The 22,037-nt window shown below is 65.3% G+C and carries 22 protein-coding genes and 1 riboswitch; of the genes, 12 read left to right on the top strand and 10 right to left on the bottom strand.

The annotated features are described in order from the left end of the window. Positions 1 to 65 precede the first annotated feature (65 nt). The 9 genes from ASG67_RS15200 to alr all read left to right on the top strand — a co-directional run bounded on the left by ASG67_RS15200 (position 66) and on the right by alr (position 9,070). On the top strand, positions 66 to 1,355 hold the full coding sequence (locus tag ASG67_RS15200; protein WP_056531828.1) for an adenylosuccinate synthase: 1,290 nt from the start codon (positions 66 to 68) through the stop codon (positions 1,353 to 1,355). A gap of 210 nt (positions 1,356 to 1,565) precedes the next feature. Beyond that, positions 1,566 to 1,817 (top strand): exodeoxyribonuclease VII small subunit, encoded by a 252-nt coding sequence (locus tag ASG67_RS15195; protein WP_056531826.1) that lies wholly within the window; start codon positions 1,566 to 1,568, stop codon positions 1,815 to 1,817. A 4-nt stretch (positions 1,818 to 1,821) separates the two neighbouring features. Continuing rightward, the gene (locus ASG67_RS15190; protein WP_056531984.1) at positions 1,822 to 2,721 is read left to right on the top strand and encodes a polyprenyl synthetase family protein; all 900 of its coding nucleotides are present in this window, start codon (positions 1,822 to 1,824) and stop codon (positions 2,719 to 2,721) included. Continuing rightward, on the top strand, positions 2,721 to 3,221 hold the full coding sequence (coaD, locus tag ASG67_RS15185; RefSeq protein WP_082543580.1) for a pantetheine-phosphate adenylyltransferase: 501 nt from the start codon (positions 2,721 to 2,723) through the stop codon (positions 3,219 to 3,221). The genes ASG67_RS15190 and coaD overlap by 1 nt, the downstream gene beginning before the upstream one ends. 31 nt (positions 3,222 to 3,252) lie before the next feature. Further along, a riboswitch (cobalamin riboswitch) is annotated at positions 3,253 to 3,456 on the top strand. A gap of 100 nt (positions 3,457 to 3,556) precedes the next feature. Next, on the top strand, positions 3,557 to 5,461 hold the full coding sequence (locus tag ASG67_RS15180) for a TonB-dependent receptor plug domain-containing protein (RefSeq protein WP_056531824.1): 1,905 nt from the start codon (positions 3,557 to 3,559) through the stop codon (positions 5,459 to 5,461). After that, on the top strand, positions 5,458 to 6,255 hold the full coding sequence (locus ASG67_RS15175; protein WP_056531822.1) for an ABC transporter substrate-binding protein: 798 nt from the start codon (positions 5,458 to 5,460) through the stop codon (positions 6,253 to 6,255). Before ASG67_RS15180 ends, ASG67_RS15175 begins: the two co-directional genes overlap by 4 nt. Beyond that, a complete protein-coding gene (locus ASG67_RS15170) occupies positions 6,252 to 7,220 on the top strand; it encodes a FecCD family ABC transporter permease (RefSeq protein ID WP_056531820.1) in 969 nt (322 codons plus the stop codon). The genes ASG67_RS15175 and ASG67_RS15170 overlap by 4 nt, the downstream gene beginning before the upstream one ends. Then, a complete protein-coding gene (locus ASG67_RS15165) occupies positions 7,211 to 7,984 on the top strand; it encodes an ABC transporter ATP-binding protein (RefSeq protein WP_056531818.1) in 774 nt (257 codons plus the stop codon). Before ASG67_RS15170 ends, ASG67_RS15165 begins: the two co-directional genes overlap by 10 nt. A 45-nt stretch (positions 7,985 to 8,029) precedes the next feature. Further along, entirely contained in the window at positions 8,030 to 9,070 is a 1,041-nt protein-coding gene (alr, locus tag ASG67_RS15160; protein ID WP_056531980.1) for an alanine racemase, read from the top strand. Here alr and ASG67_RS15155 read toward each other — a convergent pair. The 4 genes from ASG67_RS15155 to ASG67_RS15140 form a co-directional block, all read right to left on the bottom strand. Continuing rightward, positions 9,067 to 10,044 carry a 2OG-Fe(II) oxygenase gene (locus tag ASG67_RS15155; protein ID WP_156460850.1) on the bottom strand — a complete coding sequence of 326 codons (978 nt, stop codon included), beginning with the start codon at positions 10,042 to 10,044 and terminating at the stop codon, positions 9,067 to 9,069. The genes alr and ASG67_RS15155 overlap by 4 nt on opposite strands. A gap of 65 nt (positions 10,045 to 10,109) precedes the next feature. After that, entirely contained in the window at positions 10,110 to 13,385 is a 3,276-nt protein-coding gene (locus tag ASG67_RS15150; protein ID WP_235535240.1) for a TonB-dependent receptor domain-containing protein, read from the bottom strand. Positions 13,386 to 13,534: 149 nt separating this feature from the next. Then, positions 13,535 to 14,716 carry an acetyl-CoA C-acetyltransferase gene (locus ASG67_RS15145; protein ID WP_056531816.1) on the bottom strand — a complete coding sequence of 394 codons (1,182 nt, stop codon included), beginning with the start codon at positions 14,714 to 14,716 and terminating at the stop codon, positions 13,535 to 13,537. A 31-nt stretch (positions 14,717 to 14,747) separates the two neighbouring features. After that, complete coding sequence (locus ASG67_RS15140) at positions 14,748 to 15,809, bottom strand: alpha/beta hydrolase (protein ID WP_235535239.1); 1,062 nt, start codon at positions 15,807 to 15,809, stop codon at positions 14,748 to 14,750. Between the two features lie 14 nt (positions 15,810 to 15,823). Between ASG67_RS15140 and phaR the strand changes: the two genes are divergently transcribed. The 3 genes from phaR (at position 15,824) to hslU (ending at position 18,443) form a co-directional block, all read left to right on the top strand. Further along, positions 15,824 to 16,408 carry a polyhydroxyalkanoate synthesis repressor PhaR gene (gene phaR, locus ASG67_RS15135; protein ID WP_056531814.1) on the top strand — a complete coding sequence of 195 codons (585 nt, stop codon included), beginning with the start codon at positions 15,824 to 15,826 and terminating at the stop codon, positions 16,406 to 16,408. A 59-nt stretch (positions 16,409 to 16,467) separates the two neighbouring features. After that, positions 16,468 to 17,031 carry an ATP-dependent protease subunit HslV gene (gene hslV / locus ASG67_RS15130; protein WP_321163546.1) on the top strand — a complete coding sequence of 188 codons (564 nt, stop codon included), beginning with the start codon at positions 16,468 to 16,470 and terminating at the stop codon, positions 17,029 to 17,031. A gap of 113 nt (positions 17,032 to 17,144) precedes the next feature. Further along, entirely contained in the window at positions 17,145 to 18,443 is a 1,299-nt protein-coding gene (gene hslU / locus ASG67_RS15125; protein ID WP_056531812.1) for an ATP-dependent protease ATPase subunit HslU, read from the top strand. Positions 18,444 to 18,500: 57 nt separating this feature from the next. Here hslU and ASG67_RS15120 read toward each other — a convergent pair whose 3' ends face one another. Genes ASG67_RS15120 through ASG67_RS15095 form a run of 6 tightly spaced genes read right to left on the bottom strand, consistent with a single transcriptional unit; the run spans position 18,501 to position 21,995 of the window. Further along, complete coding sequence (locus ASG67_RS15120; protein WP_056531810.1) at positions 18,501 to 18,878, bottom strand: hypothetical protein; 378 nt, start codon at positions 18,876 to 18,878, stop codon at positions 18,501 to 18,503. After that, on the bottom strand, positions 18,878 to 19,300 hold the full coding sequence (locus ASG67_RS15115; protein ID WP_156460849.1) for a hypothetical protein: 423 nt from the start codon (positions 19,298 to 19,300) through the stop codon (positions 18,878 to 18,880). The genes ASG67_RS15120 and ASG67_RS15115 overlap by 1 nt, the downstream gene beginning before the upstream one ends. Before the next feature lie 13 nt (positions 19,301 to 19,313). Next, positions 19,314 to 20,066, bottom strand: coding sequence for a hydroxyacylglutathione hydrolase (gene gloB, locus ASG67_RS15110; RefSeq protein ID WP_056531807.1), 753 nt, complete (start codon positions 20,064 to 20,066; stop codon positions 19,314 to 19,316). A gap of 1 nt (position 20,067) precedes the next feature. Then, positions 20,068 to 20,481, bottom strand: a complete 414-nt coding sequence (locus ASG67_RS15105) for a VOC family protein (RefSeq protein ID WP_056531805.1) — start codon at positions 20,479 to 20,481, stop codon at positions 20,068 to 20,070. A 54-nt stretch (positions 20,482 to 20,535) separates the two neighbouring features. Further along, positions 20,536 to 21,276: a tetratricopeptide repeat protein gene (locus ASG67_RS15100; protein ID WP_056531803.1), complete on the bottom strand. Its 741-nt coding sequence runs from the start codon at positions 21,274 to 21,276 to the stop codon at positions 20,536 to 20,538. After that, positions 21,273 to 21,995, bottom strand: a complete 723-nt coding sequence (locus ASG67_RS15095; RefSeq protein WP_056531801.1) for an alpha/beta hydrolase — start codon at positions 21,993 to 21,995, stop codon at positions 21,273 to 21,275. The genes ASG67_RS15100 and ASG67_RS15095 overlap by 4 nt, the downstream gene beginning before the upstream one ends. Between the last annotated feature and the right edge of the window lie 42 nt (positions 21,996 to 22,037).

Raw genomic sequence — 22,037 nt, 5'->3', positions numbered from 1 at the left:
CGCCCACGCGCCGAGTCCTGTCGAAGGGCGCGTGGGTCCGTATCGGCAGGCGGGGAATCGCATTCATGGCAAATGTAGCAGTCATCGGCGCGCAATGGGGCGACGAGGGCAAGGGCAAGATCGTCGACTGGCTCGCCGAGCGTGCCGACATGGTCGTCCGGTTCCAGGGCGGGCACAATGCCGGCCACACGCTGGTGGTCGGCGAGAATGTCTACAAATTGTCGTTGCTGCCATCGGGCATCGTGCGCGGTACGCCGTCGGTGATCGGCAACGGCGTCGTGCTCGATCCATGGGCGCTGAAGGCGGAGATCGCCCGGCTCGGCGAACAGGGCGTCCATGCCACGCCGGATACGCTTCGCATCGCCGACAACTGCGCGCTGATCCTACCGTTCCACCGCGATCTGGATGGCTTGCGCGAAGATGCGTCGGGCGCCGGCAAGATCGGCACCACGCGGCGCGGCATCGGCCCGGCTTATGAGGACAAGGTCGGCCGTCGTGCGATCCGGGTGTGCGATCTGGCGCATCTGGACGATCTGGGGCCGCAGCTCGACCGGCTGACCGCACATCACGACGCGCTTCGCGCCGGCTTCGGCGAACCGCCGATCGATCGCGAGCGGTTGCTGGCAGAACTGCGTGAGATCGCCGGTTTCGTCCTGCCCTTCGCCAAGCCGGTGTGGCGCGACCTGAACGAGGCGCGGGCAGCCGGTAAGCGCATCCTGTTCGAGGGTGCACAGGGCGTGCTGCTCGATGTCGATCACGGCACCTATCCCTTCGTCACCTCGTCGAACACGATCGCGGGCGCGGCGGCGGGTGGTTCCGGCCTCGGGCCATCGGGCGTCGGCTTCGTGCTGGGTATCGCTAAGGCGTACACGACCCGCGTCGGCTCCGGTCCGTTCCCGACCGAGTTGGAGGATGCGACCGGCGAGCAGCTGGGTGTCCGTGGCCATGAATTCGGCACCGTCACCGGCCGCAAGCGCCGCTGCGGCTGGTTCGACGCGGTGCTGGTGCGTCAGTCGGCGGCGGTCGGTGGCATCACCGGCATCGCGCTGACCAAGATCGACGTGCTCGACGGGATGGACGAAGTGAAGATCTGCACCGGCTATCGCCTGCGCGGCGAGACACTCGATTACTTCCCGTCGCATTCGGCGGATCAGGCGGCGGTAGAGCCGGTGTACGAGACGATGGAGGGGTGGCAGGGCACCACCGCCGGCGCGCGCAGCTGGGCCGATCTGCCCGCACAGGCGATCAAGTATATCCGCCGCATCGAGGAACTGATCCGTTGCCCGGTGGCGCTGGTGTCAACCAGTCCGCAGCGCGCTGACACGATCCTGGTCCGCGATCCGTTCGCGGATTGAAGCCGCGATGCCGGGGCGGGGGGGGCATGTCTGTCCTACAGTCCCCGGCATCGATATACTGCTGGCTGGACATCCTCGTCCCGCTCTTTCGATCGTCAGGCTCCAAGCGAAAAATAGGGACGGTTTAGGCCTAACTTTAGCCTAACTTTCCGCTCCGGTGGGCAACCGCCGATCCTTGCCACCCCATCGCCCCTGTCGCATAGCGGGGGGATGGAGACGCCCCCCGAGATTGCGACCGACGATCTGTCGTTCGAAGACGCCCTGAAGGAACTGGAACGGATCGTCGGCCGGCTGGAAAGCGGCGATGCGACGCTCGACGAGTCGATCCGGCTGTACGAGCGCGGCGACCGGCTGCGCGCGCGCTGTGCCGATCGGCTGGATGCGGCGCAGGCGCGGATCGAAGCGATCCGGCTGGATGCCGAGGGCAAGCCACAGGGCACGCGCCCCTTTGCCGCGGCCTGATCGCGTGACCGCATTACCCGCCTCGCTGCCCGATGCGATTGCCGTCGTGGCCGCCGATATCGACCGCCGGTTCGACCAGTTGCTGGCGGTGCCGGACGATCCCCGCGCCGACCTGTACCGCTGCATGCGCCACGCCGCGATCGGCGGCGGCAAGCGGTTGCGGCCGCTCCTGACGATGGCCACCGCCGACCTGTTCGGGGTCGATCGCGACTGTGCGGCGCTGGTGGGGACGGCGATCGAGGCGATCCACGTTTATTCGCTGATCCATGACGACCTGCCGGCGATGGACGACGACGACCTGCGTCGCGGCAAGCCGACCGCGCACAAGGCGTTCGGCGAGGCGACGGCGATCCTGGCGGGCGATTGCCTGCACGCGCTGGCGTTCGAGGTGCTGGCCGATCCGGCGACGCATGCCGATCCGTTCGTGCGCGCCGAACTGGTGCTCGATCTGGCCCGCGCGGCGGGACCGTCGGGGATGGCGGGCGGGCAGATGATGGATCTGGCGGCCGAACAGACGCGCTTCGACCTGAACACCGTCACCCGGTTGCAGCAGATGAAGACCGGTGCGCTGATCTGCGCGGCGGTGGAGGCGGGCGCGATCCTGGGCCGCTTGCCGGCGGAGGGGCGCACGGGCCTGCGCGGCTATGCCCATGATCTGGGGCTGGCGTTCCAGATCGCCGACGACCTGCTCGATGCCGAGGGTGACGAGGCGCTGGCCGGCAAGAAGCTGCGCAAGGACGAGGAAGCGGGCAAGGAGACCTTCCTGACGCTGATGGGCGTCGACCGGGCACGGGCACAGTGCGCGATGCTGGTCGATCAGGCCGTCAGCCACCTGCATGCCTATGGGGCGGAGGCCGATCTGTTGCGCGCCGTGGCGCGGTATGTGGTGGAGCGCGACCGTTGATCCGCATTGGCGTCTATCCGGGCACGTTCGACCCGGTGACGCTGGGGCATATGGACATCATCCGGCGGGGCGCGAAGCTGGTCGACCGGCTGGTGATCGGGGTCACGACCAATCCGTCCAAATCGCCGATGTTCACGATCGACGAACGGATGGCGACGGTGCGGCGCGAGGTGGCGGACGTGCCGGGCGAGATCGACGTGGTTGCGTTCGACTCGCTGCTGATGGACTTCGCCACGCGCGAGGGGGCGAAGGTGATCGTCCGTGGCCTGCGCGCGGTCGCCGACTTCGAATACGAATATCAGATGGCCGGCATGAACCAGCAGATCAACCGCAACGTCGAGACGGTGTTCCTGATGGCTGACGTTGCCCTGCAACCGATCGCGTCGCGGCTGGTGAAGGAGATTGCGTTGTATGGCGGCGACGTGTCGAAATTCGTGACGCCCGCCGTGTGTGACGAATTGGCCACGCGTGTTGCCTTGATCGGACGGAAGGGCAGCTGACCCGCGTTGACCCGCACAGTGCCGGTACGGTAGGCGCCGGCGCGTGACGGGTTCCCGGCGACGGGATCAAAAGGGAAGTCGGTGAGCGGGGATACCCCCGCGGTTCCGGCGCTGTTCCCGCAACTGTGACCGGCGAGCAGCCACCCCATGATGCCACTGGACGATCGTCCGGGAAGGCGGGGCGGTTCGCGATGACCCGGAAGCCAGGAGACCTGCCCGTCACGGTCGATCCTTCGCGCCGGCGGGAAAACCGGAGCGGACGAGGGTTCTCCCTCGAGCGAGCGACGCCCGACGGCCGGGTGCAATCACGCGCACGGCCAGCAAGGACGTGCCCGATGCTGAAGTACCTGCTCCTTTCCGCCGCGGCGATCGCCGCGCCCGCCGCCGCCCAAAGCCTTGACCAGCCCTCGACCAACGACGACCAGATCGTCGTGACCGCGACCCGCGCCGAACAGTCGGTGCGCGAGGTCGGACAGGCGATCACCGTGATCGACCGCGATGAGATCGAGCGGCGCCAGACCGTCGTCGTCTCCGATCTGCTGGCGACGATGCCGGGCGTGACGGTGACGCGCAACGGATCGATCGGTGGCTTCACCGGCGTGCGCCTGCGCGGTGCGGAGGCGGAGCAGACGCTGGTCGTGATTGACGGCGTGCGCGTGAACGATCCGTCGTCGCCGGGCGGCGGCTTCGATTTTGCCAATCTGTTGTCGAGCTCGGTCGAGCGGATCGAAATCCTGCGTGGCCCCAATTCGGTGCCATGGGGCAGCCAGGCGATCGGTGGCGTGGTCAACATCATCACGGCCCAGCCGACCGAGGGCCTGCGCGTGCGTGGCAACGCCGAATATGGCTACGCCGATCAGGTGTTCACCAGCGCCGGCGTGGCCGGTGGCACGGGCGGACTGACGGGATCGCTGACCGGCGGCTACCTGCGCACCGACGGCATCTCGTCGGCGGCGGTCGGCAGTGAGCGGGACGGGTATCGTCAATATGGCGCCAACGGTCGGCTGGGATACGAGATCGTGCCGGGCATCGGCATCGACCTGCGCGGCTGGTACGCGCACAGCCGGGCACGGCTCGATGGCTTTCCGGCGCCGGCGTTTACCTTCGCCGACACCAACGAATATTCGACGACGCAGGAAGTCTATGGCTATGCCGGCGTCCATGCCGATCTGGCCGATGGCCGCTTCCGCAACCGGACGGCGTTCACCATCGCCGACATCAACCGCGACAATTACGCGCCCGATTTTGGCGACGAGCCGTCCTTCATCGGTCGCGGTCGGTCGGAGCGGTACGAGTATCAGGGCGATTTCCGGCTGATCGAACAGGCTCGTCTGGTCGGCGGCGTCGAGCATGAGACCAGCCGCTATGGCGACGATTTCGCGCGCTATTCGGTTGGCATCACCAGCGTCTATGGCCAGTTGATCTTGAAGCCGGTCAGCATGCTGACGCTGACCGGCGGCGCGCGCAACGACGACCACGACCAGTTCGGCAATCACACCACCTTTGGCGGCGATGCGGCACTGGCGCTGGACACCGGCACAACCCTGCGCGCGAGTTATGGCGAGGGGTTCAAGGCACCCACCCTGTATCAGCTGTACAGCGATTTCGGGAACGGGCAGCTCGATCCGGAAACCGCGCGCAATTACGATCTGGGCGTCGAGCAGGCATTCCTGGGCGGTCGCGCGCGGGTCGGCGCGACCTATTTCAACCGGCGCACGAAGAATCAGATCAATTTCCGGTCATGTACGCTGGCGGAGCGGAACACGGCCGGTTCGATCTGCGTCGGGCGTCCCTTTGGCGTCTATGACAATATCCAGCGCGCCGACGCAGAGGGTGTCGAACTGACCATCGCGCTGATGCCGGTCGACGGCTTCACCGTGACGGGAAATTACAACTATATCGACAGCGAGAACCGGACGCCGGGTGCCAATTTTGGACGCGATCTAGCACGGCGGCCGCATCAGACGGTGACGATGAACGCGGACTACCGCTGGTCATTCGGCCTGTCGCTGGGCGGCACGATCACGCATGTCGGCGACAGTTTCGACAATGCCGCGAACACCGTGCGGCTTGACGGATATGTGCTGGCGGGCCTGCGCGCCGAATTCCCCATCGGCGAGCGGCTGGTGATCTATGGCCGCGTCGACAATCTGTTCGACGAGGATTACCGCAGTGTCGCCGGTTACGGCACGGTCGGGCGGGCGGCGTTCGGCGGGATACGGGTGAAGCTGGACCAGTGAAGCGGGTGATCGCCCTTGCCCTTGCGCTGGCGGCCTGCGCGTCGCCACCGCCAGACTTCAGGGGCGGGGGCGGGGGGATCGTTTCGGTCAATCCATGTGCGGACGCGATGCTGGTGCGACTGGTGCCGGCATCGCGGATCGCGGCGATCAGCCATTATTCGCACGATCCGATGGCGACGTCGCTGCCGATCGCGGTCGCCCGCCGCTTTCGCGCGACCGCGGGGACGGCGGAGGAGGTAATCGCGCTGGCGCCGGATCTGGTCGTCGCGTCCCGCTTCACTGCCCCGGCGACCCGCGATGCGTTCGCGCGGGCGGGGTTGAAGACGCTGTATCTGGATGCGCCGCCCACGATCGCGGATAGCGAGGCGCAGGTGCGCGAGCTTGCGGCTGCGGTCGGCGCGCACGCGGCCGGAGAGCAGATGGTGGCGGCGATCGAGCGATCGTTGCGGACCACGCAGGTGGAACGACGGCCATCGGCGTTGCTGTTTATCGCCGGCGATCTGGCAACGGGGGCCGGAACGCTGCTCGACGAGATGATGACGCGGGCGGGTTTTGCCAATGCGGCAGCCGGTTATGGCTTGCAGTTCACCGGACAGTTGCCGGCCGAGCGGCTGGTGGCGCAGCCGCCAGAGGTGGTGATCGCGCCGGCTGGCGGCCGTGGCGTCGATTTGCGCCGGCGATTGCTGCCCCATACGGTCGAGGCGGATTTCCCCCGGCAACTGGTGAATTGCGGCGGACCGACGATTCCCCCGGCGATGCAGCGACTGACGGCGATCCGGGCGGGACTGGCATGAGCCGGGGCATGAAGCTGGCGCTGTTGTCGGCATTGGTCATCCTGTCGTTCGCGGGATCGTTGATGTGCGGGAAGTCCGTCGTGCCGTTGTCGGCGTGGTTCTCCGACGATCCGCGCTGGTGGATCATCCTGCAACTGCGATTGCCACGAGCGGTGCTGGGGCTGGCGCTGGGCGCGGTGCTGGGCCTGTCTGGGGCGGTGTTGCAGGGGTATCTGCGCAATCCGTTGGCCGATCCGGGGGTGGTCGGCGTGTCGTCGGCGGCGGCGCTGGGCGCGGTGACGGCAATCGTCGCGGGGGTGGCGACGGGCGCGGGTGTGTTCGCGGCGGCGATCGTCGCGGCAGCCGGGGCGATGGCGTTGCTCGCGGCGCTGACGTGGCGGTCGGATGGGACGGTGACGTTCGTGCTGGCGGGGACGGTGCTGGCCAGTCTGGCGGGAGCGCTGACGGCGTTCGTGATCTCGATCGCGCCTAATCCCTATGCGGTGGCGGAGGTGATGGATTGGCTGATGGGGTCGCTAACCGATCGCGGCTGGAGCGACGTAGCACTGGCGGTGCCGCCGATGGTGGTGGGGGCTGGCCTGTTGCTGCTGACGGCGCGGTCGCTGGATGCACTGTCGCTGGGCGAGGCGGCGGCGCGATCGCTGGGTGTCGATCTGGGGCGGACGCGGGCGCTGGTGGTGGCCGGCACCGGACTGGCGGTGGGCGCGGGCGTGGCGGCGACCGGCGTGATCGGTTTCGTCGGGCTGATCGTGCCGCATCTGCTGAGACCGTTGTTCGGGGCGCGGCCGGGGGCGTTGCTGGTTCCGTCTGCCCTGGGTGGTGCGGTGCTGATGCTGGTCGCCGATGCGCTGGTGCGGCTTGCGCCGGGGGCAGGGGAAGTGCGGCTGGGCGTGGCGATGGCGCTGATTGGGGCGCCGTTTTTTCTGATGCTGTTGCTACGATCGCGGGGTGAGGCATGGCGCTGATCGTCGATCGCCTGTCGGTGACGCTGGGCACGCGCCTGATCCTGCGCGACGTGTCGGCGCGGTTCGAGGCGGGGCGTGTCACCGCGATCCTGGGACCGAACGGGGCGGGAAAGAGCACGTTGGTGAAGGCGATGGCGGCGCTGGTGACGGCAAGCGGATCGGTTACGCTGGACGGCGCGGCGGTCGGCGACATGGATGCGCGCGCACGGGCGAGGGCGATCGGGTATCTGCCGCAGGACGCGGCGGTCCACTGGAATATGCCGGCGCGCGAGTTGGTGGCACTCGGCCGCCTGCCGTATCGGCGCGCATCGGTGGCGCCGTCGGCTTTGGACGCCGTGGCGATCGACCGGGCGATGGCGGCGACCGATACCGCGACACTGGCGGCGCGGCCGGTGGGCGAGTTGTCGGGCGGTGAGCGAGCGCGGGTGTTGCTGGCGCGGGTACTGGCGGGGGAGCCGCGCTGGTTACTGGCGGACGAGCCGCTCGCCAGTCTTGACCCGGCACACCAGATCGATCTGCTGGCGCGGTTGCAGGCCCATGCGCGGGACGGATCAGGCGTGGTCGTGGTGCTGCACGATCTGGCTCAGGCGGCGCGGGCGGCGGACGATGTGCTGCTGCTGAAGGATGGCGGCGTGCTGGCGTTCGGGCCGGCGGCGACGGTGTTGACGCCTGCGTTGCTGGAACAGGCGTTCGGCGTGCGGGTGGCGATGTTGGACGAAGGCGGGCGACGACTGCCCGTGCCGGTCGGGCGGATCGACCGATAGGTCGACGGATGCGGCGGCGAGGCTTATGTCGCCGACGTGATCGATATTCCCGCTCCGCTCCGCCTGCGTCTCGACAGCGAGGCACTCGTCCATAACTGGCGCGCGCTGGATCGTCTGAGCGGTCGGGCGGCGTGCGGGGCGGCGGTGAAGGCCGATGGCTATGGTCTGGGCGCGACCGGCGTGGTGGAGCGGCTGGCGGCGGCGGGGTGCCGCGATTTCTTCGTCGCGACGTGGAGCGAGGCGCAGGCGCTGGCCCCGCTCGGCCTGCCGGTGTCGGTCCTGCACGGCGTGCGGCCCGAGGATATGCCGGCGGCGATGGCCGGCTTCGCGCGTCCGGTGCTGAACACGGCACAGCAAATCGCACGCTGGCGCGAAGCGGGCGGCGGGGCGTGCGACGTGATGGTGGACACCGGCATGAACCGGTTGGGCGTGTCGCCCGACAAGGTTCGTGGTGGCCTGCTCGACGGTCTGGCGATCGAAACTCTGATGAGCCACCTCGCCTCCGCCGACGAGGATACCGACGCTGCCCGCGCGATGAGCGAGCGTCAGCGTGCGACTTTTGCGGAACTGACCGGGGTGACGGGTGCGCGACGGATGAGCCTGGCCAATTCCGCGGGTATAGGTCTGGGCACGGATTATACGTTCGACCTGACCCGCCCGGGACTGGCGCTATATGGCGGCGCGCCGCGCGCGGAGATGGCGGCGGCGATCCGACAGGTCGTGTTTCCGGAAGCGCAGGTCCTGCAGCGCCGAAGCGTGCGGGCGGGGGAAAGCGTGGGATATAACGCCACGTGGACCGCGACGGAGGATACCGAGGTGGCGGTCGTGAATTTGGGCTATGCCGATGGCTATCGCCGGGCATTTTCAGGGGTTGGGTCGGCCAGTTTTCGGGACCATCGCTTGCCGGTGCTGGGGCGGGTTTCGATGGATCTGGTGATCTTGCAATGCTCTGCGAGCGAAGGGCTTGAGGAAGAGGATTGGGTCGGCGTAAGTTATGATCTTGCTGCGCAGAGTACCGCGACGGGACTGTCTGCTTATGAGTTATTGACGGGACTAGGTAATCGATATGCCCGCAGCTGGGTTTAGATGTTTTCAGGACCTCTCCAGGGATCATATCGGTGCGTGCGGATCCAGCGCGTTGCCAACCACTTAGACCCTTGTCTGACCGGCGCACCGGCATGACGCATCTTGGGATCAGGCATCCCATCGTTCAAGAGGTTGTGAAACAAGATGGCATCGCCTCCCTTTGGCACGATCGACAGGTCATAAGATGGAAAGATGGTTTCGCCGCCGACAAAGCCCTCGTTCAGATATATCAGCATAGTCATAGACCTCTGATTTCTGGTCTGACTCAGCGCGTCATGATGGGGTCGGAATTGCTGCCCACGTCGATATCGGAGAATGGTAAGCGGTTCACCTTGATCGACATGGGTCGAGGTGGCGGCCGCGATCCGCAAATTTATCGCTCGCAAGGCCAAGTTCTCCACGGTGGGACTGACGACGGCGCTATCGGACGTCCGCACCGGATGGAGCGTTTGCCGGCCGGTGGCGGGGTCGACCACAAGAGCCGGCTCCATGCGCATTGCCATCGCTTGCGCTACATGCGCACATTCATCCGGCGACAGAAATGCTGGGAAGCGGCCGATGCGACTATCGTCGGTCAGGGGTGTACCGAGCGGTACCTCGAGCGGCATACCGCTATCATCCAGTTGCATCTTCAACAGTAACCGGCGCTGTACTTCTGCGGCGTCATCCGTCGCGGCATCCAACAGCAATCTGGCTTGCTGCCAATTTTGAGGGCCGCCGCTGCCATTGGCGGTCAGCGCGATTTCGACCGCCGCGGCGTCAGTTTGCCCAAGCCGTGCCCGAGCGAGCCATATTCGCGCAGCCGACAGATCGCGCGGCAGCGGATCACCGATCAGCCGCCACATCGCCCATTGAAATTGGGCGCCCGCATCCCCCTTGTCGCGAGCATCGCGAGTGAGTTTGATCGCTTCATCCTTGCGTCCCGTCGATAGCAGGATGTGAACCTGATCCAGCAGAGAGTTCAGCACGACCACCCGATCCAAAAACGAAAAAGGGCCAGGATAAAATCCCGGCCCCTCCTCAAATATATATCAGATGATCAGAACTTGGCTACCGCGCCGACATAGGCGAAGCGACCGCGGACATCGTAGATGCCCGATCCGGCGCCGACGCCCGTGAGGCCGTAAGGCGGCAGTTTGTTACCAACGTTGTCGACACCGATATAAGTGTTGAACCGGTCGTTGACCGCCACGTTCAAGCGCACGTCATGATACGTCACCGTCGGGTATTGCTCGATCGGTGCGTAATCGGTGTTCTGCGGCGGCAATCCGTTAAGGGCGTTATAGTCCTCATACGTGTTCAGATACATCCGGTCGATGAAGCGGAACTGATAACCAACGGTGACCGCCCCGAACTTGGCGGACGTGTTGACGTTCACCCGGTTTTTGGGGTTACCCAGTTCGCCCAGAAGCCGGTCGCGGAATGTTACGTCGGCTGGATTGGTGAACGAGTCGTTCTGGATCGCGCGGGTCCACTGCGCCGAGAGGTCGAACGTGGTCGAACCGAAGGTGTGACGATAAGCGACATCGGTATTGATGCCGCGAACCTTCAGCTTAGCGAAGTTCGCCGATGCCTGAAGTAATGAGCCTTCCAGCACCCGGAACGGCTGTTCACCACGCGGGCCGCCGGATGCGCCTGCGCGCTGGAACAGGCCGCAGAATGCGTTGTTTAGCGACGCCGAGTCGTAGCAGAGGTTGAGGATCTGCTGCGGCGTGCCAGTCGACGTGATGACGTCATTTACCGTGATGTCGTAAGAATCTGACGACATCGAGAAGCCTGGCAGGAAGGTCGGGGTGAACACGAAACCGCCCGTATACGAGTCAGACGTTTCTTCGCGCAGATTTGGATTATCGCCACTGAGGATTTCAAGCGATGAGGTGTATACGAAATCGTAATCAGCCGGACGGCCTGCTGCGGTGCAGTTTGCTACGCGATTTGCCGAACCCGTCGCCAAGTTGCGCGCCGAGCACGGATCATTCGGTGCTGGTGTAAAGTTTTGCGACTGCTCCGAATAAAGTTCACCAAGGTTCGGTGCACGGACGGCGCGTGAGTAGCTGCCGCGAAGACGGAAATCGTCAATCACCTGCCACTCGGCACCACCGCTATAGGTGTAAACGGTGCCGGTGCTTCCCTTGTAATCCGAAACGCGGCCCGATCCCGTCAGCGTCAAGGATTTGATCAGCGGGAGGTTCGCCAACAGCGGCACGCGAATTTCGCCGAATGCTTCCTTCACCTCGAACGCCGTGGGGGGGCTAAGCGGCGGGATGGCGTTGTAGAAGGCGTAACCGGCCTGCGTCAGATCATCCAAATCGTAGAAGTTCGTTTCACGGCGATATTCGCCACCGATCGAGAAGCTGATCGGGCCGCCCGGCAATTCAAACAACTGGCTGAGATCGCCCGACACATAACCCAGGGCGTCGAACTGGGTGATCTTGCCCTCTGCGCGGGATGCGACTGTCAGGTATTGGCGGGCGGCATCGCTGATCGAACCGTCGCCGAACGGATTGAGCGGAACGCACGCGGCCACATCGGCTGCGAGCTGCGCGGGGTTGCCACCACGATCAATCCCGGCATAGCGCGCATCGATTTGCGAACGGCAGACAATCTGGCCAGCGGCGTTGCGGGCGGTATCATTCGCCAGGAGGAAACGCTGGCGGTTGATGTTGTTCTGAATGAAATTCTTCTCTTTGAACTCGCCATAGTTCGCGGAGATGTCATAGCTCCAGTCGTCGTTGAACGTACCGCGCAGGCCGCCCACGATCCGATACGTTTCACGCCGAATCTTTTCGTCGCGAATGCCCAGATCGACGTAGTTGCGCCGAAGATTGAAACGATAGCTGCCATCGGCGATCTGCGCGAGCGTGGCTGCGCGGTTGGCGACACCAGCCGCCGTGGTGCCATATGAGGTGCCAGTGTTTGGATTAACGTTGGTGTTCAACGCCGCTGTCAGCTGCTGAGTGATGGTTGCCCGCGCCTGAGCATTCAGGAATGGGTTGTCCACCCGGATGCCTTCACGGTTCACGCCGGCGCCACCATTGACCAGCGATCGGTCAGTGAAGCCGGTGATCGCGGTGACGTCGCTGAGAGTCGTGCCCTGCGAGAAGAAGGGACCGCTGACGGACCCGAAAGCGTCCGTGCGGCTATACTTCGCCTCGATATACGGCACCAGCGCCGGTGAAATCTCAAAATGGCCGATCAAGTTGGCCGAATAACGCTTCAAATCCGGCGTGAAGGTCAAAAGCTGACCTTCGCGACCGCTATAGCCATTGCCGTTGATGAAGTTGCCGTTCGGGCCGAGGCCGACGCGGAGGCCAGTCTGCGGGGTCAACGTGCCGCCCGGCTGGAACAGATAGGCGCAGGTAAACGAGTTGCCGACGGCATCGACACCGCAGGGCGCGGTTGCGCTGTTGGCGTAGCGGAAACCAAGCTGACCGCCGGTGGAGATCGTTGCCGAGCGAATGTCGTTGAAGAAAACGCGATCGATGACACCGTCCGAACCGTTTACGGACCCGGCGGGGTCCGTATCAACTGTAACGAAACCGTTGTTCTGGCGGAAGGCTGGGCGCTGGCTGGCGAAATACCGTTCGGCGTGCGAGAATTCCAGGTCGACGGCTATGTTGCCCCGGCCATCGGCGAAATTTTTGCCGGCGAGCAGTGATACGTATTGCGTAGCGGCATCGCCATACTTGCTGATGCCGGACTGGCCGCGCATCTGCAGGCCGTCATAGTCGTCCTTCAGGATAAAGTTGACGACACCGGCAATGGCGTCGGAGCCATATACCGACGACTGGCCGCCCGTTACGATGTCGGCCCGCTCGATCAGATCGGACGGTAGCGTGTTGATGTCGACAGAAACACCGTTGAGCAGAATGTCCTGACCGACATGGCGGCGGCCATTGACCAGCACCAGCGTACGCTGCGAACCGAGACCATAGAGATCAAGCAGATTGAGGCCACGCGTGCCGAGGAACCGGGTCGAGTTCTGCTGGCTGAACGTCGGGCGGAGCTGCGGCAACTCGTTGAGAACGTCGCCGACCGACACCTGACCCGTCTCGAAGAGCTGAGCACCCGTCACCACGGTGATCGGCGAAACCGATTCGAGATTGGGCGACCGGATACGCGAACCGGTGACGAGGATTTCAGCAGGATCGCTGCTGCCCTCTTCGGGCGGGGTCTGACCTGCCGGGTTCGAATTTGGGATGTTCACGCTGTCCTGTGTGCCGGCGGTCCCGGTCGTGGACTGAGCAAATGCTGCAGACGTCAGCAGCATGGAACTTACCAGCGCCGTTGCGCCAAGAAAACGGTTGATCGACAAAATCGGCCCCTTTGGATTGGCTTTGTGCCCTGTCCTCAGTGAGCCGATTTTCCCCGATCGATGCAAGCGGGCCTTAATACAACCTTACAGATTGCTGAATGGATGTTGCAGCATTGCAACATATTCGTAACGCACCCGCAATCTTCCGTTCACCGTTCCAAGCACATCGCGATGCCCATGCCGCCGCCGATGCACAGCGTGGCCAAACCCTTCTTCGCATCGCGCTTGCCCATTTCGTAGATGAGCGTGGTCAGCACGCGGGCGCCGCTGGCGCCGATCGGGTGGCCGATCGCGATGGCGCCGCCGTTGACGTTGACCTTGTCGGAGTCGAAGCCCAGTTCCTTGCCGACCGACAGGGCCTGCGCAGCGAAGGCTTCGTTGGCTTCGATCAGGTCGAGGTCGGCGACGGTCCAGCCGGCTTTGGCGAGCGCCCGCTTCGTCGCGGGAACGGGGCCGATGCCCATCACCGACGGATCGACACCCGCCGATGCCCAGCTCTTGATGGTGGCGAGCACCGTCAGGCCGCGCTTGTCAGCCTCGGCGCGGCTAGTTACGACGATGGCGGCGGCGCCGTCGTTCAGGCCGGAGGCGTTAGCCGCGGTGACGGTGCCGTCCTTCTTGAAGGCGGGGCGGACGCCCGAGACGCTGTCGAGGGTGGCGCCGGCGCGGATATATTCGTCATCGGCGACGATGGTGTCACCCTTGCGGCCCTTGATGGTGACGGTCGCGATTTCATCCTTGAATCGGCCCGATCCGCGCGCGGCCTCGGCCTTGTTCTGCGAGGCGACGGAGAAGGCGTCCTGCTCGCCGCGCGTCACCTGATATTGCTCGGCGAGATTTTCGGCGGTGATGCCCATGTGGTAACCGTTGAAGACGTCGGTCAGGCCGTCATGCACCATCGTATCGACGAGACTGACCGATCCCATCTTGGTGCCGCCACGCATATTCTGGGCGTGGGTGGAGAGCGACATGGATTCCTGTCCGCCCGCGACAACGATGGTGGCATCGCCGGTCGCCACCGCCTGTGCAGCCAGCGCCACCGCGCGCAGACCCGATCCGCAGACCTGGTTGACGCCCCAGGCGGGCACTTCCTTGGGAACCCCGGCGGCCATCGATGCCTGACGCGCGGGGTTCTGGCCCTGCGCGGCGGTGAGGACCTGACCCATGATGACTTCCGATACGTCTTCGCCGGCGATGCCCGCCTGCGTCAGCGCGGCCTCGATCGCGACACGGCCCAGTTCATGCGCCGGGGTGGTGGCGAACGCGCCGAGGAAGCTGCCGACGGGCGTGCGCTTGGCGGCGACGATGACGATATCGGTGGGTGCGGTCATGAAGCTATCCTCTCGAATCCGTTGTTGGGTTCTATCTAGGCGGAGGAAGGCCGGCGATCCAGTCGGCAAGCGGATGCCATAGCTGGTTGCGTGCCTTGCCGCCGACGATCATGCCGACATGGCCGGCGGCGACGTCGCGCCGGTCGGGCAGGCCGATCGCGGTGGCGGCGGGGACGATGCGATCGGGCAGCGAGACGAATTCGACCATCGGGCAGGTCAGGGCTTGTGGCACGATTGCGCGGCCACCGACCTGCCAGGCGCCGGTGCCGGGCAGGTCGGCGGCGATCATGTCCTCGAACAGCGAACGTCCGGCGGCGTAGGTTAGGGGCGCGCCGGCATTGGCCCAGTCCTCCAGCCGGACGAAGGCGCGGGCGGCATCGCCGGTGGCGGTGGCGAACGCTTCGTACTTGGCGATGGTGCGGGCGGCGTCGAGCGTCCAGAAACCGGTCTGCAGCAACTCCACCGGCACGAGGCCCATCGCCGCGCAGGCGTCGCGCGCGCCGTTCCATAATCGGGCGAGCGGCGCGCGGGCCTCGCCATAGCCGGCGAAATGCCATGGCGCGGCGATGGTGGTGAGGCCGGCGACGGGATGTAGCGCGGCGGCGGCCATTGCCATGGTGCCGCCGAGGCAATAGCCGACCAGAACAGGTGCCTCGTCCAGCCGGACGAGTAGTGGGAGTAGCAGCTGTTCGACATGGCCGGCGATATCGAGATCGCGGTCGTCGGGCGTTGGTACACCCCAGTCCAGCAGCCAGGCGGCATGACCCCGATCCCCCAGCCAGCGCACCAGTGATTGTTCGGTCGTGAGGTCTAGGATGGTCGAGGGATTAATGAGTGAGGGGATCAGCACCACCGGCCGGCCTGCGCCGCCAGTGCCGTTCAATGTGGCCCTGCCGTGGCGATGCTGCATCGGCAGCGCGGGCGGCCGGGGCGGGCGATCGGCATTCTGATACGCCGTCAGACCGGCCAGCGCGGCGCGGCGGCGGTAGGGCGATGCTGCGGTCTCGTTGCGCAGCATGGCCATGAATAAGGGCAGCGGGCGTGGTGCATGTTGCGGCGCGGTATCGCGGCGTGTAGGCTCGTCATAAGACATGGAAGGGGAGAGCCATGAAGAAGCAGAACACCACCGGTATCGTCACCATCAAGAAGTACGCCAACCGTCGGCTCTACAACACCGAAACATCATCCTACATTACGCTCGAACATCTGGCGACGATGACGCGCGAGGGGCGTGATTTCAAGGTCGTCGACGCGAAGACCGATGAGGACATCACGCACAACGTCCTTACCCAGATCATCATGGAAGAGGAAAGCCGGGGCGAGGCGATGCTGCCGGTCAGCTTCCTACGCCAGCTGATCTCGATGTACGGCGATTCGATGCAGGGCATGGTGCCGGGTTATCTGGCCGAATCGATGGACAATTTCCGGCGCAATCAGGACCAGTTCCGCTCCGCCGTCGAAGGAGCCTTCGCGCAGACGCCGTTCGCCGAATTGGCTAAGCGTAATCTGGCGATGTTCGATGCGGCGGCCAGTGCATTTAAGCCGCCAATCGGCGGGGTGCCCGGCGCCGCACCTGCTGCCGCACCGACAGCGACAGAAACCGCCACTTCGGAAAGCAAGGACGACGAGATCGCCGCCTTGAAGGCGTCGCTGGCTCAGTTGCAGTCGAAGGTCGACAAGCTGGTTTCGTAACGCGAACCCTTGCACCGTGCGGCGATTGATCCCGCCGCACGGCGCCCCATATCCGTCGCATGAGCGGTAACAATAACTCCATGCCGGTTTGGCATGGCACGACGATCCTTTCGGTGCGACGCGGTGGCAAGGTCGTGCTGATCGGCGATGGCCAGGTATCGATGGGCCAGACGGTGATGAAGCCCAATGCGCGCAAGGTGCGGCGGCTGGGTGACGGATCGGTGATCGGCGGGTTCGCCGGTGCGACCGCGGACGCCTTTACGTTGTTCGAGCGGCTGGAACGCAAGCTGGAACAGCATCAGGGTCAATTGCTGCGCGCGGCGGTCGAGCTGGCCAAGGACTGGCGCACCGACAAATATCTCCGCAATCTGGAGGCGATGATGATCGTCGCCGACAAGGACGTGACGCTGATCCTGACCGGTAACGGCGACGTGCTGGAACCGGAAGCGGGCGTCGCGGCGATTGGGTCGGGCGGCAACTATGCGCTGGCCGCGGCGCGGGCGCTGGTCGATTACGAAGCGGATGCCGAGACGGTGTGCCGCAAGGCGATGGCGATCGCGGCGCAGCTTTGCGTTTATACGAACGACCGGCTGACGGTTGAAGTGATGGATAGCGCGACCTGAACTCCCATGCCGCTCGCGGGAGGGGCAGGGGGAGGGCATTGCCCCGAAACCTAACCGCCCGTGGCTTTTCCACCCCCAGCCTCTCCCGCAAGCGGGAGGGGAGCGAGTAGATCATGAACGAACAGCTTACCCCCAAGGCGATCGTCGCCGCGCTTGACGCCCACATCATCGGTCAGGCCGACGCCAAGCGCGCGGTGGCGGTGGCGCTGCGCAACCGCTGGCGGCGGCAGCAACTGTCGGCCGACCTGCGCGATGAGGTGACACCGAAGAACATCCTGATGATCGGGCCCACCGGGTGCGGCAAGACGGAGATCAGCCGGCGTCTGGCGAAGCTGGCCGATGCGCCGTTCGTGAAGGTCGAGGCGACCAAATTCACCGAGGTTGGCTATGTCGGCCGCGACGTGGAGCAGATCGCGCGTGATCTGGTCGAGGAGGCGATCCGGCTGGAGAAGGAACGCCGCCGTATCGCGGTGAAGGACAAGGCCGAAGAGGCGGCGATGGGCCGGCTGCTGGATGCGCTGGTCGGAAAGGATTCCAGCCAGGCGACGCGTGAGAGCTTCAAGCAGCGCTTCGCCGATGGGCATCTCGACCAGAGCGAGATAGAGATCGAACTGGAACAGGCGCCGGCGATGCCCTTCGAGGTGCCGGGTGGCGCGCCGCAGATGATAAATCTCGGCGAGATGATGAAATCGTTTGGCGGCGGCCAGCAGTTGAAGCGACGCAAGCTGACGGTGCGGGCTGCCTGGGAAAAGCTGGTCGAGGAAGAGGCGGACAAGCGGCTCGATCAGGACGAGGTCAGTCGGTTCGCACTGGCAGATGCGGAGGCGAACGGCATCGTCTTCCTCGATGAGATCGACAAGATCGCGATGTCCGAGCATCGTGGCGGCGGGTCGGTGAGCCGTGAGGGCGTGCAGCGCGATCTGTTGCCGCTGATTGAAGGCACCACGGTCGCGACGAAATACGGGCCGATGAAGACCGACCATGTGCTGTTCATCGCCAGCGGCGCGTTCCATGTCGCCAAGCCATCGGACCTGCTGCCCGAATTGCAGGGACGCCTGCCGATCCGCGTCGAGCTGAAGGGGCTGACCGAGGCGGATTTCGTGGCGATCCTGTCCGACACCAAGGCATCGTTGCCGGCGCAGTATCGCGCGCTGCTCGGCACCGAGGGCGTGACGGTGGCGTTCACCGAAGACGGCATCGCCGCGGTCGCGCGGATCGCGGCCGAGGTGAACGGCGAGATTGAGAATATCGGTGCACGTCGGTTGCAGACGGTGATGGAAAAGCTGCTCGAGGAGATCAGCTTCGGCGCGGAAGATCGGCAAGGCGAGACGCTGACGATCGATGCGGCCTATGTCGACAAGCAGCTCGCCAGCATCGCGCGCAACACCGACCTCAGCCGGTTCGTGTTGTAGTAACAGCCATTTTTAAACCGTTCGTCGTTGCCTCGCTGCGCTGGCAACAACGACGTGTCAGGGCTTCTTCGGCTTCTCATACGGCGTGAAGTCGCGGAAGCGGCAATAGGCCGAAGCAATGCTGGTGCCGGGTTCCAGCACCCGGAACAGGTCGTTGCGGCAAAGCTGACCCGATCGGATTTCGACGATCAGCGTAGTCATCGGCCGCAGCGACGGGCATTTCCCCACCGGACCGGTGCGATACAGGCGCCGGCCATTGGCGTTGTAGAGGATCGTGTCCGCATCGATGATCGTCGGTCCGTTGTTCATCTGCGGATCGATGCAGGTGACCGGCTTTCCCGCCACGCGACCGGCGAGGAAATCCTTTTCGGCGGCCGACGACGGGATGGCGAGCGTAACGAGCGCCAGGGGTGCGAATGCGACGTTCCGGTGCATCAGCGGGCCTTTCGATAAGGGATGAAATCGCCGAACGAGCAACTGCCGGTCGGGAAGCCGGATACCCGATCGACCAGACGGACGATGTCCCCGCGGCAAAACCGACCCAATGGCGTGCTGGCGACCATGACGTCCCCGGAATTGCCCATCCGCTCGCAGCCCGGACCCATGTCGTTGCGGTACATCAGGTTACGGCTGTATCGATAGACGATCGTGCGTCCATACGAGGAACTGGACGGCGTGCGGGTCTGGGGCAGGCAGCTTTCCGGTTTGCCGGGTGTCAGGCCCGCCAGCGCCTGATCGAGTTTCTGGCCGCTGTCGTACGATATCTGTTCGCCCAGCGGCTTGTCGGGCGTTCGCGAACCGCTGCCGGCGCAACCGACCAGCGTCATCGCGGCGAGGGGGATCAACAGGGATCGCATCGACATTCTCCAGTTAAGACGGCGGGTCAGCCACGAAGCCGTCCTTTTGCGTGCGAAGCTCACCCAACCGTGCCGCGGAGCCGGCGCGCATGAAGGGGTTGGTGTCGCGTTCCTGACCGATTGTGGTTGGCACAGTCGGTTCGTTACGGGCGCGCAGGGCATCGACGGCCGCGCGACGATCGGCGATCGCGGCGTTGTCCGGTTCGACATGGGCGGCGAAGGCCGCGTTCGACTTGGTGTATTCGTGACCGCAATAGACGACCGTGTCGGCGGGCATCGCGGCATAGCGTTCCATGTTCGCCCACATCTCGGCGGGCGTCCCTTCGAACAATTTGCCGCATCCCATCGCGAACAGCGTGTCGCCGGTGAACAGGATCGCATCGTCGGCGAAATGGAACGCGACATGGCCGGCGGTATGGCCGGGAACTGCCAGCACCTTGCCGGTGTGGCTGCCCAGCCGGATCACATCGCCTTCACGCACGAAGGTGTCGAGCGTCGGGATGCGCTCCTTTTCGGCGTGCGGACCGGTGATCGTTACGCCGGTCCGCTTCATGTCGGCATTGCCGCCGGTGTGATCGGGGTGCCAGTGCGTCGTCCACACCTGAGAGATGTGCCACTCCCGCTCCGTCGCGGCGGCAAGGACCGGCGCGGCTTCGCCCGGATCGACGACGGCGGCGTCATCGGTCTTCGGATCATAGATCAGCCATGCGTAATTGTCGGTCAGCACCGGCACCGCGACGATCTGAAGCGGGGGCGTGGCGGTCATTTCACCAAGTTCCGGTGTTGGGCATCGATGCCCACGGCTCGGCCGGGGGCAGGGAGCCGTCCTGCAACAGTTCGATCGAGATGCCGTCGGGCGTCTTCACGAATGCCATGTGGCCGTCACGTGGCGGCCGGTTGATCGTGACGCCGGCATCCATCAACCGCTGGCACGTGTCATAGATATTATCGACCCGGTAGGCGAGGTGGCCGAAGTTGCGGCCGCCCTGATATTCCTCCGGGTCCCAGTTGTGGGTCAACTCGACCTCCGCCGACTCGTCGCCGGGCACGGACAGAAAGATCAGCGTGAAACGACCCTTCTCGTTCTCCATGCGGCGGGCTTCTTTCAGCCCTAGCAGTTCGAAGAATCGGATCGTCGCGTCGGGGTCGGTCACGCGGATCATGGTGTGTAGGTAGCGCATCGTCTCTCCGGTGGTCAGTATAGCGCTTCAACCCCCCGGCGGTCGAACATATCCCTAGTGCGAGCCGGTGCTGCCGAACTGGGCGAGCGCGGCGGTGGCGCTGCGGCCGGCGGGCAGGGTCGGCGCCAGCCGGGCGGCTTCTCCCCACGCGCGCCGCGCGGCGGTCTCGTCGCCGGTGAGCGCGGCGAGATTGCCTGCCTCCAATTGGACCGCCGCATCGTCGGGTGAACGTTTCAGCGCTTCGTCCAGATCGGTGCTCGCGCGGGGCAGGTCGCCCATCCGCCGGGCAAGCGTCGCCGACAACAGCCAGGCGAGCGGGTCGTCGGGCGCATTACGCAGCGCTGAATCGAGATCGAGCCGCGCGGCCGCCGGCTGTTGCAAGGCGACGAGCGTGCGTGCCCGATCGAGTTGCGCCTCCCCCAGATCGAGACCGGTCAGCGTACCGGCGGCCAGTGCGGCATCGAGCGCGGTGCGGGCCTTGGTCGGATCGGCCGCGGCCAGCCATGCGTTGCCGGCCTGCGCCCAATAGGTCGCGGCGGCGGGATCGCGCGCCACCTCTGCCTCGTGAGCGGCTTGTTCGAAACTGGCGGCGGCATCCAGCCAGCGCGCGTCCTTCGCCCAGGCCAGACCCATACACTGACGCGCCATCGGTCCACCCCCGGCGAGGCGCCAGCGTTCGGCATTGCCCCGCGCGCTGGCCGGATCGCGTGCCGCCAGGGCGGCGCAGGACTCGGTCGGCGGCGGGGCGGGCGGGCCGGCGACCTGTGCGGCCAGCAGCGAAAGGGCAGCAATCATCGCGTCACATCCTCGACCGCGCGGATCAGCAGCGCGATATCGGACGCGCGCGACAGGCGGTGGTCGCCGTCTTTGACCAGCATGGTCTGCACATCGGCTGAACGGATCAGGTCCGCTAACTGCATCGTGCGCTGCCAGGGTACGTCGGTATCCGCCTGCCCCTGTAACAGGCGGACCGGACCGTCGAACGCGATCGGCCCGAACATCAGCCGGTTCGCTTCCCCCGACGACCAAAAGGCGCGGGTATAGAGCGTGGGTTCGGGACCATAGGGATTAGCGCGTTCCAGCTTACCGTGGTTCAGCATCGTCATCTTTTCATCGATGGTGAAGCCCCAGTCGGTGAAATCGGGTGCCGGCGCGATACCGACGAGCGCCACGACTTGGGTTGGCCGCGCGCGTGCCGCCAGCACCATCAGCCAGCCACCCATCGACGATCCGACCAGCACCACCGGCCCCGTCGCCACATCGTCCAGGATCGCCAGCACGTCGTCGCGCCATCCGGCCAGCGTCTGATCGGCAAAGGCGCCTTCGCTCTGACCACAGCCGGCGTAATCGAAGCGGACGAAGGCGCGACCATTGGCCTTTGCCCATCCCTCCAGCGCGATCGCCTTCGTCCCGTTCATGTCGGACGCGTAGCCGGGCAGGAAGACGATGGTCGGGCCGGTGCCATGTGTGTGATGGAAAGCGAGGCGCGGGCGGGGGGCGGCAGGAGGTGTCATAAGATACGCTTTGCCATCGCCGATGCAGGCCGCCCAGTGGAA

Source organism: Sphingomonas sp. Leaf339, from assembly GCF_001426195.1.
GTDB lineage: Bacteria > Pseudomonadota > Alphaproteobacteria > Sphingomonadales > Sphingomonadaceae > Sphingomonas.
This window is presented reverse-complemented; position numbering and strand designations above follow the sequence as displayed.

Coding starts and splice junctions, on each gene's coding strand:
- phaR (WP_056531814.1), top strand. CDS start 15,824: ATGAAGAAGCAGAACACCACCGGTATCGTCACCATCAAGAAGTACGCC.
- ASG67_RS15200 (WP_056531828.1), top strand. CDS start 66: ATGGCAAATGTAGCAGTCATCGGCGCGCAATGGGGCGACGAGGGCAAG.
- ASG67_RS15195 (WP_056531826.1), top strand. CDS start 1,566: ATGGAGACGCCCCCCGAGATTGCGACCGACGATCTGTCGTTCGAAGAC.
- ASG67_RS15170 (WP_056531820.1), top strand. CDS start 6,252: ATGAGCCGGGGCATGAAGCTGGCGCTGTTGTCGGCATTGGTCATCCTG.
- ASG67_RS15165 (WP_056531818.1), top strand. CDS start 7,211: ATGGCGCTGATCGTCGATCGCCTGTCGGTGACGCTGGGCACGCGCCTG.
- hslU (WP_056531812.1), top strand. CDS start 17,145: ATGAACGAACAGCTTACCCCCAAGGCGATCGTCGCCGCGCTTGACGCC.
- ASG67_RS15145 (WP_056531816.1), bottom strand. CDS start 14,716: ATGACCGCACCCACCGATATCGTCATCGTCGCCGCCAAGCGCACGCCC.
- ASG67_RS15095 (WP_056531801.1), bottom strand. CDS start 21,995: ATGACACCTCCTGCCGCCCCCCGCCCGCGCCTCGCTTTCCATCACACA.
- ASG67_RS15100 (WP_056531803.1), bottom strand. CDS start 21,276: ATGATTGCTGCCCTTTCGCTGCTGGCCGCACAGGTCGCCGGCCCGCCC.
- ASG67_RS15140 (WP_235535239.1), bottom strand. CDS start 15,809: ATGTCTTATGACGAGCCTACACGCCGCGATACCGCGCCGCAACATGCA.
- hslV (WP_321163546.1), top strand. CDS start 16,468: ATGAGCGGTAACAATAACTCCATGCCGGTTTGGCATGGCACGACGATC.
- gloB (WP_056531807.1), bottom strand. CDS start 20,066: ATGACCGCCACGCCCCCGCTTCAGATCGTCGCGGTGCCGGTGCTGACC.
- ASG67_RS15105 (WP_056531805.1), bottom strand. CDS start 20,481: ATGCGCTACCTACACACCATGATCCGCGTGACCGACCCCGACGCGACG.
- ASG67_RS15120 (WP_056531810.1), bottom strand. CDS start 18,878: ATGCACCGGAACGTCGCATTCGCACCCCTGGCGCTCGTTACGCTCGCC.
- ASG67_RS15115 (WP_156460849.1), bottom strand. CDS start 19,300: ATGCGATCCCTGTTGATCCCCCTCGCCGCGATGACGCTGGTCGGTTGC.
- ASG67_RS15180 (WP_056531824.1), top strand. CDS start 3,557: ATGCTGAAGTACCTGCTCCTTTCCGCCGCGGCGATCGCCGCGCCCGCC.